The following is a 17,210-nucleotide window of genomic DNA, read 5'->3' on the forward strand; positions in this document are numbered from 1 at the left end:
CTGTGTCACGGTCACTTGGCGCGCATGCGCCCGACCAGGCCCGTGTCGTACTCGCCGCTGACGAACTCGGCGTTGCCGAGCAGCTCGGCGCAGAACGGCAGGTTGTTCTTCGGCCCTTCGACCCTGAACGCCTCCACTGCCTTCCTGCCCAGCTCGAGCGCTTCCGTGCGGCTCTGGCCGTACACGCAGAGCTTGGCCATCAGCGGGTCGTAGAACGGCGTGACCGTGGTGCCCGCAGCGTAGCCGGAATCGACGCGGACGCCGTCACCGGAGGGCTCCTCCCACACCGTGATCGCGCCGGGTCCGGGGAAGAAGCGCTTGGGGTCCTCCGCGTAGACGCGGAACTCGATCGCGTGGCCCCTCACCTCCGGCCGCACCTCGGGGTTCTCCCCCGCCGCGACCCTGAGCTGCAGCTCGACCAGGTCGAGCCCGGTGACCAGCTCGGTGACCGGGTGCTCCACCTGCAGGCGGGTGTTCATCTCCAGGAACACGAAGTCCTGCTTGTCGGCGTCGACGAGGCACTCGACCGTGCCGGCGCCGAGGTAGCCGACGGCCTCGCCGGCCTTGACGGCGGCGGCGAGCATGCGCTCGCGCAGCTCGGGCGTGACGCCGGGCGACGGCGACTCCTCCACGACCTTCTGGTGGCGGCGCTGCACGGAGCAGTCGCGCTCGCCCAGGGCCAGCACGGTGCCGTCGGGCAGGCCGAGGATCTGCACCTCGACGTGGCGGGCGCGCTCGATGTAGCGCTCGAGAAGGACGGCGGGCCCGTCGAGCACGTCGCCGCTGGCGAAGCGCGCCGCGGCCCGAGCGGCCTGCTCGAACGCCTTGGCCAGCCCTTCGTCGTCGTGGGCGACGCTCATGCCGATGCCACCGCCGCCGCCCGCGGTCTTGACCATGACCGGGTAGCCGATCTCCTCGGCGCGCGCCCGCGCCTGCTCGAGGTCGGTGACCGGCTCGCGGGTGCCCGCGGCGACGGGCACGCCGGCCCGCTCCATCAGGTTGCGGGCGTTGATCTTGTCCCCCATCCGCTCGATCGCCTCGGGAGCGGGACCGATCCAGACCAGGCCCGCGTCCATGACGGCCCTGGCGAAGGCGGCGTTCTCGGCGAGGAAGCCGTAACCGGGGTGGATCGCCCTGGCGCCGGTCGCGCGCGCGGCCTCGAGCACCTTGTCGACGTCGAGGTAGCTCTGCGCCGGGTTGGCGGGGCCGAGCAGCACGGCCTCGTCGGCCTCGGTGACGAAGGGCAGATCCGCGTCCGCCTCGGAGTGGACCGCGACGGCTCGCAGCCCCAGCCGCTTGACCGTGCGGATGATCCGCCGCGCGATCTCCCCTCGGTTGGCGATCAGGACGGTTCCGAGCGTCTCATTAAGCACGACGCCCACCCTACGACCGCCTCTTGGCTGATCCCTTTCTCCCGAAACCACCGATCCGGACAGCCCGTCTTGTAGGAAGCCCACAAAAGTGATCGAGGTGAAACGCGGCCGTCGCGCTCCCGCCTTAGAGCCGATGCACAGGGGCGAGGCGGTCGACGACGCGGGCCATGGCCTCGATCACCGCTGGGTCGTACTCACCGCCGATGCCGAGCCGCAGCCGCTCTAAAGCCGCCCCCGCCCGGTCGCGGTCGGTGGATCCGCCGACGAGGTCGTCATAGGCGTTGGCGGCCTTGATGATCCTGCTCGACAGCGGCGGATCCTCCGCGATCGAGTCGCACTGTCTCCTGACCAGCTCGGCGACCCTGTCGAGCACGCCCGTCTGCCTGATCACCGCCGCGCCGAGCTCGGCGATGCGCCGCGCCTGCTCCGGATCGGTCAGGACGGTCGCCCCTCCCGGGATGGGATCGCGCAACGACAGCTGCCCGATGTCGTGCATCAGCGCCGCGTACTCCAGCTCCAGCAGCTCGGGCTCGGCCATCCCGAGCTCCCTGCCGATCGCGACGGCCAGCCTGCTCACCCTGCGCGAGTGCCCCGGCTCGACGTACCCGCCGACCTCGGTCACTCTCGACAGGGCGCGCACGGTCTGCAGGTAGGTGGCGCGGATGCCGGCGTACTTGCGGAAGGCGACCTGGGTGACCAGCAGCGGCGCGGCGAACACCAGCAGCGCCATCAGGTCCATGCTGTGGCAGGCCAGCGCGAGCAGCACTCCCGAGGCGGCCACGGCCGCGCCCAGCGGGAACGCCATCCTGATCTCGTCCCTGACGGCGACCCTGAACGCGGTGCGCACCTGCTCGGCCCGCAGCATCGCGGCGATGAGCACGTCGGCCAGCAGGGCGACCGCGATCAGCGCCACCATGACGACCAGCGCGGGCCACCACGTCTTCGTCGGCTCCTGGGTCAGCGTGTAGAGGGTGCCGGCCAGCGGCCTGAAGGCGAAGGCCAGCAGCGCGCCGGTGAGCAGCCTCCTGGCCATCGCGTCGAGCCTGGGCGGGCGGCCCACGGCGAGATGCGGCAGCGCCCCCGCGATCATCCCGACCGCGATCACGGCGACCACCTGCAGCGCGGTGTGGTCGAGCGGGACGTCGCTGAGGTCGAGCAGGAGCGTGTAGCCGAGCGCGGCGGCCGCGCCGATGGGCGCGACCTCCCTGTTGCCCGGCATCGTCAGCCTGGCCAGCTCGCCGATCGCGATGAGCGCGCCGAAGCCGACGGCGATGTCGGGCCTGACCAGCCCGACGGCGGCGGTGTGCGCCACCCCGGCGACGGCCACCAGGCCGGCGGCGGCGATCAGCAGCAGCTGCCCCGAGTCGAGCCCCTGAAAGACCCGGTTCACCGTGCCACACCCACATCCGGTACGGCGCCGCGCACCCGCGCCGCCTCGCCGTCCACCCCCAGAAGACCTCGGGCCCGCGTCACCCCGGCGCCCCTTCGACCCACCCCGGCCCGCGTCACACCTGCCGGTCCCAGGAGAACCCCAGCCCGCGTCACACCTGCGGCGCCCCGAGAGATGCCGGCCGGCCGGGGGGTCATGGGCCGCTCACCACTTCGATCGGCATCGTCGGGTCGTCGTGGTCCTTGGTCGTCGTCTCGGTCTCGTCCGTGGGCGGTGGCGAGGCCTTGCGCGGCGGCTGCCACGGCTCGCGCTCCAGCGCCCGCACGAACGCCGCCACCATCACCGGGTCGAACTGCGTGCCCGCCCCCTTGTGCAGCTCGGCCACCGCCACCTCGACGGGACGCGCCCCCCGATAGGACCGGTCGGACGTCATCGAGTCGAAGGCGTCGGCCACCGCGATCACCCGCGCGAACTCCGGAATCTCGTCGCCGGCCAGCCCCATCGGATAGCCCCTGCCGTCGTGGCGCTCGTGGTGGTGCATGATGCCCGCGAAGGCCTCGTCGAGGAAGTCGATGCCGCGCACGATCTCCAGCCCCCGCATCGGGTGCAGCTGGATCGCCGCGAACTCCTCCTCGGTCAGCGGCCCGTCCTTCTGCAGCACCTTCGTCGGCACACCCAGCTTGCCCACGTCGTGGAGCATCCCCGCGTAGCGGATGGCCCGCAGCCGCTCGGCGCCCATGCCGATCTCCTGGGCGATCATCGTGGAGGCCAGCGAGACCCGGGTGCAGTGGCCGCGCGTGTAGTAGTCCTTGGTCTCGACCGCCTGGCAGAGCGCGGCGATCGTGGCGTCGTAGGAGCGCTGCTGTGCGTGGTACTGCCCGAAGGCCCAGCGGGCGATGAAGAGCGGCAGCAGCACCAGCACGGCCGAGATCGACGCCACCGTCGCCCACAGCCCCGCCACCAGCAGCCCGAAGGTCGCGTAGCCGAAGTAGGACAGCAGGAACTGCGCCATGCCCCTGGCGGGCATCCTCTCGGCCCGCTCGGTGCTCGCCAGCCGCACCATGGTGAGCGTCAGGACGATGTTGAGCGGGACGAACAGCGCGGCCGCCACCGCATAGGGGCCGACGAGCGCCTCGAAGTCGTTGACCCTGGGCACGCCTGTGACGCCGCCGAAGAACTGGTAGACCTTGCCCGCGGCGTAACCGCAGATCGCGAACTGGGCCCCGTTGAACAGCCTTTTCACCAGCGGCAGGCCGGGCCGTACGCTCAGGACGGCGGTCAGCCCCACGATCGCGGCGCCCTCGGGGCCCACCAGCACCACCGCGGCCAGCGCGGCGGAGAAGCTGACGGAGACCGCGAACTGCTCCACGTTGAGCAGGGTCGGCATCGACTCGCACACCAGGAACAGCAGCGCGAGCACGAGCAGGGTGGCGTAGTCGCCGACACCGGCGAGCTGTCCAGGCACGACGACGATGCGCCCGACCAGAACGGCCGCCGCGCCGATGACGACGACCAGGTAGACCTTCGCAGGCCACGGCAGTCCACGCATGGCGGCCCTCGCGACCCTTAAGTCCAGGAGACGCCTGGAGGGGCGGCGTCAACGCCCTCGACCAGGGGAATCACCGGAACGGCCAGTGCTTTCAACGTGCGCATGGGGCTCACGCTACAGAAGTCGTCCGGCGGCAGGGGGCCGACTCGGGAATCGCAAGCAAAGCGTAATCAACCAACTACCTGCGGCGACTCCGGACCTACTCCACTGTCCCCTTCAGGCCAGTTGACAGCCCGGCGCCGAGGTAGATGCGCGGCCGGCGACCCTGGAGAGGGCCATGAAAGCGACCAGATAGGTCTGACCGCTCAGGCTGGTGGCCGCGTACGGCGAGCCCGCCTCGCCGTGGGGCCGATTGGTGCGGGCCTGCAGACGTTGGAGAGCCCGGGAACGGGGATGACGCGCGACCACGCTCGAAGCGTGGGGGTGAAACCGGCGCCCCCGGTGGCCGGGGGCTAGTCGGACAGGTCCGCGCGTACGCGGGCGATGCGGTCGAGGACCTTCGCGCGCAGGTCGTCGGGGACGGGGTCGCAGCCGCAGTGCTTGGCGACGAGCGCCTTCACCGCCTTGTCGAGGTCGTACTCCTGCAGGCAGGGACCGCACTCGTCGAGGTGGACTCTGATGTCGAAGCACTCGCCCTCGCCCAGCTCGCCGTCTAGGTAGGCGTAGACCTTGTCGAGCACCTCGCGACAGTCCGTGTCGTGCGGCTCACCACAGCTCATTTGGATCCCTCCGCCGGGACCAGGCCACGCTCGCGAGCGTAGTCCTCGAGATGCGTCCGCAACTGCCTGCGGCCGCGGTGGAGTCTCGACATCACCGTGCCGATCGGGGTGCCCATGATGTCGGCGATTTCCTTGTAGGGAAAGCCTTCGACGTCAGCCAGGTAGACCGCGATCCTGAACTCCTCGGGCAGCGCCGCGAGGGCTTCCTTGATGTCGCCGTCGGGCAGGTGCTCGAGCGCCTCGATCTCGGCCGACTTCAGCCCGCTCGAGGTGTGCGACTCGGCGCGGGCGAGCTGCCAGTCCTCGATCTCCTCGGTGCCCGACTGCTTCGGCTCCCGCTGCTTCTTGCGGTAGCTGTTGATGAAGGTGTTCGTCAGGATCCGGTAGAGCCAGGCCTTGAGGTTCGTGCCTTCCTGGAACTGGTGGAAGGAGGCGAACGCCTTGGCGAAGGTCTCCTGGAGCAGGTCCTCGGCATCGGCCGGGTTCCGGGTCATCCGGAGCGCGGCGGAGTAGAGCTGCTCGAGGTACGGCATGACGTCACGCTCGAACCGCTCGCTGCGCTGCTCCAGAGTCTCCGTGCCTGTCGCGGGCACCGGACCCACCCCCCTAAGATCGCCGGTGGCCTGCTGTGGCGGAACACCGTACTCAGGGGAGGATACCCGCTCGTCAGTGGCCGCCAGGCCACCGGGGAGGGGTTCGGACAGGATGAGCCGACGACCGTCGAGGCGGTCGCGGCCCTCGGCAACAGCGAGCATGCTTGTCTGCAACACACCCGCGAGCGCGTCTGTTCCCGCAAGATAGAAGGTGACGAACGACCCGGTACGGGGAAAAACTAACGTACCTTTTCCGGACACAGGAGTCGCGTGTGCTGCCCATTCCGGCCGAGGAACTGAACGGCTCAGGGACGCTCGGACCGTACTGGACCTTCTATCGTGCGGTCGTCGCCGAACAGTTGAGCCGCTGGCTTCCCGGCCGTCCCTCCGTGATCCTCGATCTTTCCGGCGGCAGGGGCCGCTGGTCCGGCCAGGCCGCCAAGGCCGGGCACAAGGTGATCGAGGTGGTCGACTTCCGCCGCGCCGTCGAGGGGCAGCCGCAGCTGCGCGATGCCGAACGGGTGCGCCAGGTCCGCGCCGACGATCTGGCGTTCCTGCCCGACGGGTCCGTGGACGCGGTGGTCGGCGAGGAGCGCGCGCTGTCGATCGAGCTGATGGCCGAGTCCGCGATGGAAGACGTGGTCCGCGTGCTGCGTCCGGGCGGGCGGGCCCTGATCTGCGTCGACTCCCTGGTGCTCGGCATGGCGATACTGGCCGAGCAGAACTACTGGGCGCACCTGCGCCAGACCGGCGAGGTCATGCTGGTGCCGTGGCCGGACGGCAGCATCACCCGCTGTTTCAGCAGCGGCCAGCTGCGCGAGCTGCTTACCGGCGCGGGCCTGGAGGTGGAGTGGATCCGGCCGCGCACCGTGTTGTCGCCGTCCACCGTCGACCATGTCCTGGCCACCGACACCAGGGCGCTGGCCTGGCTGGTCCGCACGGAGCTCGACGCGAACCCGACCGACGACGACACCGTCGGGATCCATCTGGTGGCGAGCGCGGTCAAGAAGTAGCGGGTTAGCGCCTTCGCTCCTGCTTCGACTGGCACTGGACGCATCTGGCGGCCTCGGGGCGGGCTTCCAGCCTGCCCTCTGGCACCTGCTTGCCGCAGTCGACGCACTCGCCGTAGGTGCCCTCGTCCAGCCGCTTGAGCGCGGCCAGGACCGCGCCGCGCTGCGCGGTGGCCACGGTCAGCATGGCCTGCGCGCGGTCTGTGTCGGTCAGGTCGGATCCGGCGTCGGCCGCGGAGCGATCCCTGACGGCCACCGGATCCCCGCGCAGCACGCCGATGGATCTGTCGAGCTCGGCGAGCATGCTCTCCAGTCGCTCACGAGCGGTCGTGTCGTCCACGGTCCGCACCTCCGGGTAGGCGAGTACGGCCGGCCACGGGACTCCCCGGAGGTCCCGCCCGGCGCAGTGGGGGGTGAATGGCGCGGTGACTCCGAGTAAACGGAGGGCATCGCTTTCCTCACCGGATGCCCACTAAGAACGCTTCTTACACTTTTAGAAGAGCGAGCCCTCTTCCTCCGGTTGCTGCGGCTCGATCAGGTGTGGGCCGTTGTTGCGCACGCTGTTGACGTCGGTGGAGACGGGGTAGGCGACCAGCCGTCCCGTGTCGGCGGGCACCAGCAGCCGCGAGGCCTGCTCGGTGTCGGTGAGCTTGGGGTCGAGCCACTCGGCCCAGCGCTCCCGCTCGATCATCATCGGCATCCTGTCGTGGATGCGCCCGAGATCGTCCTCCGCCTGGGTGGTGATGACCGTGCAGGTGACGAGCCACTTGAGCGGATCGTCGTCGGCCCTGGTCGGGTCCTTCCAGAACTCGTACAGCCCGGCCATGGCGAGCACGCCGTCGTCTTCCGGATGGATGTAGAAGGGCTGCTTCTTCTTCTTTTCGCCTTCGACCGGCATCCACTCGAAGTAGCCGTCGGCCGGCAACAGGCATCTGCGCGAGGCGAACGCCCGCTTGAAGGCGGGCTTCTCCGCGACGGTCTCGAGCCTGGCGTTGATCATGCGTGAGCCGATCGAGGGATCCTTCGCCCAGGCGGGCACCAGCCCCCATCGCATGACCCTCAGCTGCCTGACCGCCCGGTCGCTTCTATGGTCGCGCCCGCTTCGGGACTCGTTGGCTCGTTCCTCGCTCTCTCCTCCCGAGCTCCTGCGCTCCGGTTCCTTCGGCACCCTGCTGAGCACCGCGTACACCCTCTTGGTGGGGGCGACGTTGTAGTCGGGCTGCAGCTCCTCGTCGGGAGCGGCGTCCTGCTCGACCTGGAACTCCTCCAGGAGTTCGTGTTTCTTGCGCGCCGAGGCGTATCTGCCGCACATGCGTCCACCCTGCCACGGGTTCGGCCGTCCCGCCCAGTAGGTTGGCTGGACATGAAGGCCTTTCAGCTGGTCAGCCCGGGTAAGACCGAGCTTCGCGACATCGACGTGCCAGAGCCTGGCCCTGGTCAGGTTCTGCTGAGAGTGACAGGGTCGGGCGTCTGCCACTCCGACCTCCACCTGCTCCACGCCCAGCAGCTGCCCTTCCCCATGACGCTCGGCCACGAGCCGGCCGGGCAGATCGCCGCGCTCGGCCCCCAGGTGACCGGCTGGGAGGTGGGTCAGCACGCCATCGGCTACATCGTGTGGGGCTGCGGGATGTGCCGCCGGTGCGCGACGGGCGCGGAGAACGCCTGCGAGCGCTTCCCCCGCGGCCTGGTCCCTGGCCCGGGGCTCGGCTATCCGGGCGCGATGGCGGAGTACCTGCTCGCTCCCGCCAGGTCGCTGGTGCCGCTCGGCGACCTCGACCCCGTCGACTCCGCGCCGCTGGCGGACGCGGGGCTCACGCCCTACCACGCGATCGACCGCTCGCGTGACCTGCTCACCCCTGCCTCCACTGCCGTGGTGATCGGTGTCGGCGGGCTCGGGCACCTGGCGGTGCAGATCCTCCGGGCGATCACCGCCAGCACCGTCATCGCCGTCGACCTCGACCAGGAGAAGCTCACCGCCGCGCTCGGCCACGGCGCCCACCACGCGGTGCTGTCCGGGCCCGAGGCGGTGACCGAGATCCTCGACCTCACCCGCGGCAGGGGCGCCGACGTGGTGCTCGACTTCGTCGGCGTGACGCCCACGCTATCCGTCGGCGCGGGGGTCGTCTCCTCCTACGGGCACCTGACGGTGGTCGGGCTAGGCGGCGGGACCGTCGACTTCGCGGCCTCGGGTCCGCCGCAGGGGCTGCCGTGGGGCGCCACGGTCAGCAGGCCGTACGGCGGGACGCGAAAGGACCTGCACGAGGTGCTCTCGCTGGCCCAGCGGGGGCTCATCAAGGTGGAGGTCGAGCGGTACCCGCTGACCGACGCCACCGAGGTCCTGTGCAGGCTGGAGCGCGGCGAGGTGAAGGGCCGCGCCGTCCTGGTGCCCTGACGGGAGCGCCTCTCCCCCCGGCGTCCCCCCGGCGCCTCCCAGCCCGCGCCCAGGCGGGTTTTGTGCCCGCTCCCGATAGGCTGACCACATGTCCGCTCCGCTCTGGCCGGCCCCGACGGCCTCCGCCCCGGTCACCGCGACCGTCCGCCTGCCCGGCTCCAAGTCGGTCACCAACAGGGCGCTGCTGCTGGCCGCCCTCGCCGAGGGCCCAGGCACCGTACGGCAGGCGCTGCGCAGCCGCGACGCCGACCTGATGGCGGCGGCCATGCGCGCGCTGGGCACCGAGCTGACCCCCTCCAACGAGAGCGCCTCGGGCGTCGACTGGCACGTCACCCCCGGCCCCGTCCGCGGCGGCGCCCGCATCGACGTCGGCCTCGCCGGCACGGTGATGCGCTTCGTGCCCCCCATGGCCGCGCTGGCCGACGGCGAGGTGCGCTTCGACGGCGACGCCCACGCCCGCAAGCGCCCCATGGGCCCGATCCTGGCCGCCCTGCGCGCGCTCGGCGCCGAGGTCGACAACGACGTGCTGCCCTTCACCATCCGCGGCAGGGCCGTCGGCGGCGAGGTCACCATCGACGCCTCCGCCTCCTCCCAGCTGATCTCCGGGCTGCTCCTCACCGCCGCGCGGTTCGAGAAGGGCGTGACGATCCGCCACGCGGGCCCGCCCGTGCCCTCGATGCCGCACATCGAGATGACGGTCCAGATGCTGCGCGCCGCCGGCGTCACCGTCGACGACGACGTGCCCGACGTGTGGCGGGTCGAGCCCGGCCCGATCGCCGCCAGGGACCTGGTCGTCGAGCCTGACCTGTCCAACGCCGCACCCTTCCTGGCGGCCGCGCTCATCACCGGCGGCACGGTCACCGTCCCGGGCTGGCCCGCCGTGACCACCCAGCCGGGTGACGAGCTGCGCGGCCTGCTCGGCGCGATGGGCGCCACCGTCGCCCTCGGCCCCGACGGGCTCACCGTCACGGGCACCGGCGAGATCTCGGGCATCGACGCCGACCTCCACGAGGTGGGCGAGCTCACCCCGACCATCGCCGCCCTGGCGGCGCTTGCCTCCTCGCCGAGCACGCTGCGCGGCATCGCGCACCTGCGCGGCCACGAGACCGACCGGCTGGCCGCCCTCGTCACCGAGATCAACAGGCTGGGCGGCGACGCCGCGGAGACCGCCGACGGCCTGGTCGTCAGGCCCGTCCCGCTCCACGGCGGCGTCTTCCACAGCTACGCCGACCACCGCATGGCCACGGCCGGAGCCGTCATCGGGCTCGCCGTCCCCGGCGTCGAGGTGGAGGACATCGCGACGACGGGTAAGACACTCCCGGAGTTCGCCGGCATGTGGGCCGAGATGCTGGGGAAGCCATGACCCGCGCGCCCGTCGACCGCGGGGCGCCGCGCCGAGAGCAGGGAGCGGACCGCTGAGAAAGCGGGAGTACGACGAGGACGACGTCAGGGTCAGGCCGAGCAAGGGCTCACGGCCGCGGACCAGGATCCGTCCTGCGCACGAGGACGCCGTCGAAGGTTTCGTGATCGCCGTCGACAGGGGCCGCTACACGTGTCTGGTCGAGACCGAGGGCCGTAAGAAGAAGCGCGAGCGCCGGCTGGTCACCGCCATGAAGGCGCGCGAGCTCGGGCGTAAGGGCATCGTGGTCGGCGACCGGGTCGCGCTGGTCGGCGACGTCTCGGGCAGGTCCGACACGCTCGCCCGAGTCGTCAGGGTCGAGCCCCGCACCTCGATGCTGCGCCGCAGCGCCGACGACACCGAGGACACCGACGGCATCGAGCGTCCCATCGTCGCCAACGCCGACCAGCTCGTCATCGTCACCGCCCTGGCCGACCCGCCGCCGCGTCCGCGCATGATCGACCGCATCCTGGTGGCCGCCTTCGACGCCGAGGTGGAGCCACTGCTCTGCCTGACCAAGTCGGATCTCGCCCCGCCCGCCGAGCTGGTGTCGCTCTACGAGCCGCTCGGCGTGCCGTACGTGGTGGTGCGGAAGGGCGGCGACCTGACCGAGGTCCGCGAGCACCTGGCCGGGCGCGTCAGCGTGCTGGTCGGGCACTCGGGTGTCGGCAAGTCCACGCTGGTCAACGCGCTGGTCCCGGACGCCAACCGAGCCGTCTCGCATGTCAACGTGGTCACCGGGCGGGGCCGCCACACCTCCTCCTCGGCGGTCGCGCTCGAGCTGCCCGAGGGCGGCTGGATCATCGACACGCCCGGCGTGCGGAGCTTCGGGCTGGCGCACGTCTCCGTCGAGACCGTCCTCGCCGGCTTCCCCGACCTGATCGAGGGCACTGTCGGCTGTCCCAAGGGATGCACGCATCTCGACGAGGGGTGCGCGCTCGACGCGTGGGTCGCCGCCGGTCACGCCGACCCGGTCCGCCTCGCCTCGCTGCGCCGCCTGCTGTCCATCCGCGAAGGCGCTCCCGAGCCCGAGTGAGCAGGGCGCCCGCCCGCCGCGGTCAGCGGTTGGGGCGCAGGGTCCAGGAGACGGTCATCTCCGACACGGTCGTCCCCTCCGCGTTGCGGATCTCGACCGCCACGTCGAACTCCGGCCGCTTCCCCTCGTCCAGCTGGGCCACGACCTCGTCGCGCGAGGCGAGCAGGCGCGCCTCCGCCACCACCTCGCCCATGGCCACCTTGCGGTAGCGGATGGTGGCCGTCGTGGGCAGGGGGACGGCGCGCGACAGCTGGTCACCGAAGGTCGCCAGCGTCGCCGCGCCCGACGCCGACTCGGCGAGCGCGAACAGCGCCCCCGCGTGCGGTCCCCCGACGTGGTTGTGCAGGTCCGGACGGTCGGGCAGGCGGCAGATGGCCACGCCGTCCTCGACCTTGTCGTAGGAGATGTCCAGGGTGCGCGCGAAGGGCACCGTCTGCAGCAGGAACTCGCCGGCGTCGAATGACATGCCGCCATGCTACTGGCGAGTAACTCATCATGGGGATATAGGCGGGTCTGATGGAAGTCGCGCCGACGCGATAGCGTGGCTCCTCGTGACGGGTTACAGCGACGATCTGCGTCTCGCGCATGTCATGGCGGACGCCGCCGACGACCTCACCCTGCGCCGGTTCAAGGCGGTCGACCTCAAGGTCGAGACCAAGCCCGACCTCACCCCGGTCAGCGACGCCGACCGGGCGGTGGAGGAGGCCATCAGGGGCACGCTGCGCAGGGCCAGGCCCCGTGACGCGGTCGTGGGCGAGGAGTTCGGCACGACCGGCTACGGCGCCAGGTCGTGGATCATCGACCCGATCGACGGCACCAAGAACTACGTGCGCGGCGTGCCCGTGTGGGCGACGCTGATCGCGCTGATGGACCACGGCGAGGTCGTCGTCGGGCTGGTGTCGGCGCCCGCGCTCGGCCGTCGCTGGTGGGCGGCGCGCGAGGGCGGCGCCTGGACAGGCAAGAGCCTCACCAAGGCCTCCCGTATGCGGGTCTCCTCGGTGAGCAGGCTCGAGGACGCGTCGTTCTCCTACTCCGACATCGAGGAGTGGGAGAAGGCCGGCCGGCTGGAGCCCTTCCTCGGCCTGGGGCGCGCGTGCTGGCGCACCAGGGCCTACGGCGACTTCTGGTCGCACATGATGGTCGCCGAGGGCTCGGTCGACCTGTCGGCCGAACCCGACCTGTCGCCGTGGGACATCGCCGCGCTGACGGTGATCGTCGAAGAGGCCGGCGGCACCTGGACCGGCCTCGACGGCGCCAGGGGGCTGGAGGCCGGAGGGCTGGTGTGCAGCAACGGCACGCTCCACGACGAGGTGCTCAAGCGGCTCAGCGCGTGAGCGGCACCGCTCAGAGCTTCAGCAGCCGCGACACCGCGGCCATGAGCGCGTCCCTGTAGGCGTCGCCGTAGAGGCAGACGTGCACGAGCAGGGGGTGGAGCTGGTGCAGCGGCACGCGCTCCCGCCAGCCGTCGGCCGGCGGCGCCTCCTCGCGGTACGCCCCTAGGACGACGTCCAGGTACGGCGCGCCGAACAGGGCGAGCATCGCCAGGTCGGTCTCCCTGTGACCGCCGTGCGCGGCAGGGTCGATGAGCACCGCCCTGCCGCCCGACCAGAGCACGTTCCCGCTCCACAGGTCGCCGTGGATGCGCGCGGGCGGCTCCGCGGGTCCGGAGAGCTCGGGGAAGCGCGCGACGGCCCGCTCGATCAGCCTGACGTCCGAGGCGGCCAGCCGCGCCTGCCGGACGAAGGGGAGGACGCGGCGGGTGGCGTAGAACGAGGGCCAGTCGGCGGCGGGCTCGTTGGACATCGGCAGGTCGGCGATGAAGCCGGGCCACGGGGCGCCGAAGGCGTCGGCGCCCCGCAGGTGCGTCCTCGCGAGCTCGCGCCCGAAGCGCTCGGCGGCGGCGCGGGTGGGCCGCTCGGTGTCGATCCACTCCAGGACCAGACCGTCCTCGTCGGACGACACCACCGAGGCCGCGATCGGGCCGAGCCAGCGCAGCCCGGCCGCCTCGGAGGTGAACAACGGGGAAACGGCGCCGTGCTTTCCGAACACGGGCCGCCCGTCGAGCCGCCCCTTGCGCAGGCGCCATCCGTGCGAGGCGCCGAGGTCCTCAGTCCAGTCGATCGGCAAGGTACTTCGCCAACCCTTCAGCGGCGGCCTTCACCTGAGCGAGCACGATCTCGAAGCCGTCGCGGCCGCCGTAGTAGGGGTCGGGCACCTCCGCGCCCTCGGGCGCCTCGGGGTCGAAGGAACGGAACAGCCGGACGTCCGTGCCGGAGGGCACGATGCGCCGCAGGGCGCCTAGATTCTCCGCGTCCATGGCCACCACCAGGTCGTACTCGTCGAAACCGAACCGGCGGGCGCGGTGACGGGAGCCGTCGTAGCCGTGCTCGGCCAGCACCGCGGCGGCGCGCTCGTCCATCGGGTCGCCCACGTGCCAGCCACCCGTTCCCGCGCTGTCGAGCGCCACCCTCTCCGACAGCCCGTGCTCGTCGAGCGTCTGCCTGAGCACCACCTCGGCCATCGGGGAGCGGCAGATGTTTCCCATGCACACCAGCGATACGCGAAAGGTCATGCCTCCCATCATGATGCTGACCTGGGCCGTTCACCGAACGTTCACCCCGATTCGGGGGTTGAGTCACCTTCGCTGCTTAACGTCTGTCTCGACTAAGGACCAAGTGGGAGGAAACCCAACCGTGAAGTATGCAGGCCGGCTCGCCGCCGTCGCCGTTGTCGGCGCGCTCTCGCTCGCTGCGTGCGGCACCGACAACAACACCGGTGCCCCTGCGGGTACCACGTCCGCGTCCGCCGCCGCGACCTCGGGCAACGACAACGCCCTCAGCGGCACGATCAACGCGGCTGGGTCCTCGGCTCAGGCAAACGCGATCGACCAGTGGAAGAAGGACTTCCAGGCGAAGAACCCGAACGTCAACCTGAACTACCAGCCCAGCGGTTCCGGCGCCGGTATCCAGGCGTTCATCCAGGGCACCGTCGCCTTCGCGGGCTCCGACTCCGCACTGAAGGACGACAAGGGTGAGCCCGCGCAGGCCGACGCGCGTTGCAAGACCGGCAAGGCCATCAACCTGCCGATGGTGACCGGTCCGGTGGCCGTGGTCTACAACCTCCCCGGTGTCGACGGGCTGCAGCTGTCGCCCAAGACGCTGGCCGGCATCTTCAACAGCACGATCACCAAGTGGGACGACCCGGCCATCAAGGCCGAGAACCCCAACGCCAAGCTGCCGTCCACGCCGATCCAGGCCTTCCACCGCTCGGACGAGTCGGGCACCAGCGACAACTTCACCAAGTTCCTCAAGGCCACGGCGGAGTGGCCGTACGAGCCCGCCAAGGCCTGGCCCGCCGAGGCCAAGGGCCAGGGCGCCAAGGGCTCCGACCAGGTCGCCGCCTCGGTGAAGGGCGCCGAGGGCGCGATCGGCTACGTCGAGCTCTCCTACGCCGAGAACTCCCAGCTCCAGACGGCCAAGGTCGCCAACGGCTCGGGCGAGTTCGTCGAGCTCACCGCCGACAGCGCCGCCAAGACCGTCGAGGCCGCCGAGATCAAGGGCACCGGCAACGACCTCAAGCTGAGCATCGACTACGCCACCAAGGCCGCGGGCGCCTACCCGATCGTCCTGGTGACCTACGAGATCACCTGCGAGAAGGGCCTGCCGACCGACCAGGTCCCGCTGGTGAAGTCCTTCCTGGGCTACACCGCCAGCGACGAGGGCCAGGCCTCGCTGAAGGAGCTCGGCTACGCCCCGCTCCCCGCGACGCTGCTCACCAAGGTCCGCGCTGCCGTCGAGGCGATCTCCTAACTCATGACAACCCCCGTTCGCACCCGAGGAGGCGGGCCGGCCACGCGCCGGGCCGCCTCCCGGCGCAGCTCAGGTGAGGGTCCCTTCCGCTTCGCCGCGACCGGTGCCGGCGTCGTCCTGCTGGGAATCATGGCGGCCATCGCCGTCTTCCTGATCAGCGAGGCGATTCCGGCGTTGCAGGCGAACAAGGGCAACTTCTTCACCGAACTCATCTGGGAGCCCAACGGCAGCCAGGTCTTCGGCATCGCCGCCCTGGCTTTCGGGACCGTGCTCAGCTCGGCCCTCGCGCTGGTCATCGCGACCCCGATCGCAGTGGGCGTCGCGCTGTTCATCTCCCACTACGCGCCCCGCCGGCTGGCGGGGCCACTCGGCTATCTGGTCGACCTGCTCGCCGCCGTGCCCAGCGTCATCTACGGCCTGTGGGGCCTGGTCTTCCTGGTCCCCTTCCTGAAGACGCCTTCGGTGTGGCTCAACGAGCACCTCGGCTGGTTCCCCCTGTTCGCCGGTGAAGGCGTCATCGGCGGCAAGACCATGCTCGCCGGCGGCATCGTGCTCGCGATCATGATCCTGCCGATCATCGCGGCCATCTCCCGCGAGGTCTTCCTGCAGGCGCCGAAGATGAACGAGGAGGCGGCGCTCGCGCTCGGCGCGACCCGCTGGGAGATGATCAGGATGGCGGTGCTGCCGTTCGGCCGTCCCGGCGTCATCAGCGCGGCGATGCTCGGCCTCGGCCGGGCGATGGGCGAGACCATCGCGGTCGCGCTCATCTTCCCCGCGACCTTCGACCTCAGCTTCCAGATCCTCACCCCGCACGCCAACAGCATCGCGGCCAACATCGCCAACGGCTTCGGCGAGGCGACCCCCATCGGGCGCGGCGCGCTGATCGCCTCCGGCCTGGTGCTGTTCGTCATCACCCTGCTCGTCAACATGGGCGCCCGCATGGTGATCGCCCGCCGCAAGGAGTACGCGAGGACCGGCGCATGAGCGAGCATCGCGAGCGATCAATCAGACACAGCCGCCTCGAGGACATGCGACCGACGAAGGAGGGCGCATGACCTCTATTCAGCACATCTCGACAGGGCGCAGGATCAAGGACCGGGTCGTTCAGGGCCTGGTCTACCTGGCCTTCGCGCTGGCCGTGGTGCCGCTCATCTCCGTGCTGTGGCTGGTCATCAAGAACGGCCTGGCCCGCTTCGACATGGAGTTCCTGACCCACTCGATGCGCGGCATCGGAGCCAGGGACGTGGGCGGCGGCGCCTACCACGCCATCATCGGCACCCTCGAACAGGTCCTGCTGGCCTCCGCCATCGCGGTGCCCATCGGCGTGCTCACCGCCATCTACCTGGTGGAGTACGGCACGGGCGGGCGGCTCAGCCGTACGATCAGCTTCTTCGTGGACGTCATGACCGGCGTCCCCTCGATCGTGGCGGGCCTGTTCATCTTCGCCTTCTGGATCCTCTTCCTCGGCATCCCGTTCTCCGGGTTCGCCGGAGCGCTCGCGCTGTCGATCCTGATGATGCCGACGGTGGTCCGCTCGGCCGAGGAGATGCTCAGGCTGGTCCCCAACGACCTGCGTGAGGCCTCCTACGCCCTGGGCGTGCCGAAGTGGCGCACGATCCTCAAGGTCGTGCTGCCGACCGCGCTCACCGGCATCATCACCGGCGTCATGCTGGCCATCGCCCGCGTCGCGGGTGAGACCGCGCCGCTGCTGCTGACCGTGTTCTTCACCGACTCCATCAACAACGATCCGTTCAACGGGCCGCAGATGGGGCTTCCCCTCTACGTGTTCGACCAGGCGGCCCGTCCCAACGACACCGCCATCGACCGCGCGTGGGCGGGAGCTCTCACGCTCATCCTGATCGTCATGCTGCTCAACCTGGTCGCGCGCCTCATCGCCTGGTGGCGCTCGCCTGGCCGGGCCCGATAGGAGGTATCCGCCA

General features: G+C 70.7%; 18 protein-coding genes. 8 read left to right on the forward strand and 10 right to left on the reverse strand.

The annotated features are described in order from the left end of the window. Nucleotides 1–11: 11 nt before the first annotated feature. The 5 genes from H4W81_RS29475 to H4W81_RS29495 all read right to left on the reverse strand — a co-directional run bounded on the left by H4W81_RS29475 (nucleotide 12) and on the right by H4W81_RS29495 (nucleotide 5,633). A complete protein-coding gene (locus H4W81_RS29475) occupies nucleotides 12–1,373 on the reverse strand; it encodes an acetyl-CoA carboxylase biotin carboxylase subunit (RefSeq protein WP_318782026.1) in 1,362 nt (453 codons plus the stop codon). Nucleotides 1,374–1,497: 124 nt separating this feature from the next. Next, nucleotides 1,498–2,763, reverse strand: coding sequence for an HD-GYP domain-containing protein (locus tag H4W81_RS29480; protein ID WP_192777806.1), 1,266 nt, complete (start codon nucleotides 2,761–2,763; stop codon nucleotides 1,498–1,500). A gap of 193 nt (nucleotides 2,764–2,956) precedes the next feature. Then, nucleotides 2,957–4,312: an HD-GYP domain-containing protein gene (locus H4W81_RS29485; protein WP_192777807.1), complete on the reverse strand. Its 1,356-nt coding sequence runs from the start codon at nucleotides 4,310–4,312 to the stop codon at nucleotides 2,957–2,959. A 452-nt stretch (nucleotides 4,313–4,764) separates the two neighbouring features. Continuing rightward, entirely contained in the window at nucleotides 4,765–5,031 is a 267-nt protein-coding gene (gene rsrA, locus H4W81_RS29490; RefSeq protein WP_192777808.1) for a mycothiol system anti-sigma-R factor, read from the reverse strand. After that, entirely contained in the window at nucleotides 5,028–5,633 is a 606-nt protein-coding gene (locus H4W81_RS29495; RefSeq protein WP_192777809.1) for a sigma-70 family RNA polymerase sigma factor, read from the reverse strand. Before H4W81_RS29495 ends, rsrA begins: the two co-directional genes overlap by 4 nt. Nucleotides 5,634–5,896: 263 nt before the next feature. Here H4W81_RS29495 and H4W81_RS29500 point away from each other — a divergent pair, with 263 nt between their 5' ends. Further along, nucleotides 5,897–6,637, forward strand: a complete 741-nt coding sequence (locus H4W81_RS29500) for a class I SAM-dependent methyltransferase (RefSeq protein WP_192777810.1) — start codon at nucleotides 5,897–5,899, stop codon at nucleotides 6,635–6,637. A 4-nt stretch (nucleotides 6,638–6,641) separates the two neighbouring features. Here the strand turns inward: H4W81_RS29500 and H4W81_RS29505 are convergent, their stop codons facing one another. Continuing rightward, nucleotides 6,642–6,974, reverse strand: coding sequence for a TraR/DksA family transcriptional regulator (locus H4W81_RS29505; protein WP_192777811.1), 333 nt, complete (start codon nucleotides 6,972–6,974; stop codon nucleotides 6,642–6,644). A 153-nt stretch (nucleotides 6,975–7,127) separates the two neighbouring features. Beyond that, nucleotides 7,128–7,946 carry an SOS response-associated peptidase gene (locus tag H4W81_RS29510; protein ID WP_192777812.1) on the reverse strand — a complete coding sequence of 273 codons (819 nt, stop codon included), beginning with the start codon at nucleotides 7,944–7,946 and terminating at the stop codon, nucleotides 7,128–7,130. Between the two features lie 51 nt (nucleotides 7,947–7,997). Between H4W81_RS29510 and H4W81_RS29515 the strand changes: the two genes are divergently transcribed. The 3 genes from H4W81_RS29515 to rsgA all read left to right on the forward strand — a co-directional run bounded on the left by H4W81_RS29515 (nucleotide 7,998) and on the right by rsgA (nucleotide 11,461). Continuing rightward, the gene (locus H4W81_RS29515) at nucleotides 7,998–9,026 is read left to right on the forward strand and encodes an NAD(P)-dependent alcohol dehydrogenase (protein ID WP_192777813.1); all 1,029 of its coding nucleotides are present in this window, start codon (nucleotides 7,998–8,000) and stop codon (nucleotides 9,024–9,026) included. 88 nt (nucleotides 9,027–9,114) lie between these two features. Next, nucleotides 9,115–10,389: a 3-phosphoshikimate 1-carboxyvinyltransferase gene (aroA, locus tag H4W81_RS29520; protein ID WP_192777814.1), complete on the forward strand. Its 1,275-nt coding sequence runs from the start codon at nucleotides 9,115–9,117 to the stop codon at nucleotides 10,387–10,389. A gap of 52 nt (nucleotides 10,390–10,441) precedes the next feature. After that, nucleotides 10,442–11,461, forward strand: a complete 1,020-nt coding sequence (rsgA, locus tag H4W81_RS29525; protein WP_192781110.1) for a ribosome small subunit-dependent GTPase A — start codon at nucleotides 10,442–10,444, stop codon at nucleotides 11,459–11,461. A gap of 22 nt (nucleotides 11,462–11,483) precedes the next feature. Here rsgA and H4W81_RS29530 read toward each other — a convergent pair whose 3' ends face one another. Next, nucleotides 11,484–11,927, reverse strand: a complete 444-nt coding sequence (locus H4W81_RS29530) for a DUF4442 domain-containing protein (RefSeq protein ID WP_192777815.1) — start codon at nucleotides 11,925–11,927, stop codon at nucleotides 11,484–11,486. 85 nt (nucleotides 11,928–12,012) lie between these two features. On the opposite strand from H4W81_RS29530, the gene hisN reads away from it, so the two are divergent. Further along, nucleotides 12,013–12,795: a histidinol-phosphatase gene (gene hisN, locus H4W81_RS29535; RefSeq protein WP_192777816.1), complete on the forward strand. Its 783-nt coding sequence runs from the start codon at nucleotides 12,013–12,015 to the stop codon at nucleotides 12,793–12,795. A 10-nt stretch (nucleotides 12,796–12,805) separates the two neighbouring features. Here hisN and H4W81_RS29540 read toward each other — a convergent pair whose 3' ends face one another. Continuing rightward, nucleotides 12,806–13,588, reverse strand: a complete 783-nt coding sequence (locus H4W81_RS29540) for a fructosamine kinase family protein (protein WP_225958845.1) — start codon at nucleotides 13,586–13,588, stop codon at nucleotides 12,806–12,808. After that, complete coding sequence (locus tag H4W81_RS29545; protein ID WP_192777817.1) at nucleotides 13,569–14,033, reverse strand: low molecular weight protein-tyrosine-phosphatase; 465 nt, start codon at nucleotides 14,031–14,033, stop codon at nucleotides 13,569–13,571. The genes H4W81_RS29540 and H4W81_RS29545 overlap by 20 nt, the downstream gene beginning before the upstream one ends. 121 nt (nucleotides 14,034–14,154) lie before the next feature. Here H4W81_RS29545 and pstS point away from each other — a divergent pair, with 121 nt between their 5' ends. From pstS to pstA, 3 genes are all read left to right on the forward strand, one after another. Beyond that, a complete protein-coding gene (gene pstS / locus H4W81_RS29550; RefSeq protein ID WP_192777818.1) occupies nucleotides 14,155–15,270 on the forward strand; it encodes a phosphate ABC transporter substrate-binding protein PstS in 1,116 nt (371 codons plus the stop codon). A 3-nt stretch (nucleotides 15,271–15,273) separates the two neighbouring features. Continuing rightward, nucleotides 15,274–16,254, forward strand: coding sequence for a phosphate ABC transporter permease subunit PstC (gene pstC / locus H4W81_RS29555; protein ID WP_192777819.1), 981 nt, complete (start codon nucleotides 15,274–15,276; stop codon nucleotides 16,252–16,254). Nucleotides 16,255–16,321: 67 nt separating this feature from the next. Beyond that, nucleotides 16,322–17,197 (forward strand): phosphate ABC transporter permease PstA, encoded by an 876-nt coding sequence (gene pstA, locus H4W81_RS29560; RefSeq protein ID WP_192777820.1) that lies wholly within the window; start codon nucleotides 16,322–16,324, stop codon nucleotides 17,195–17,197. Nucleotides 17,198–17,210 lie beyond the last annotated feature (13 nt).

The sequence above is a fragment of the Nonomuraea africana genome (assembly GCF_014873535.1).
GTDB lineage: Bacteria > Actinomycetota > Actinomycetes > Streptosporangiales > Streptosporangiaceae > Nonomuraea > Nonomuraea africana.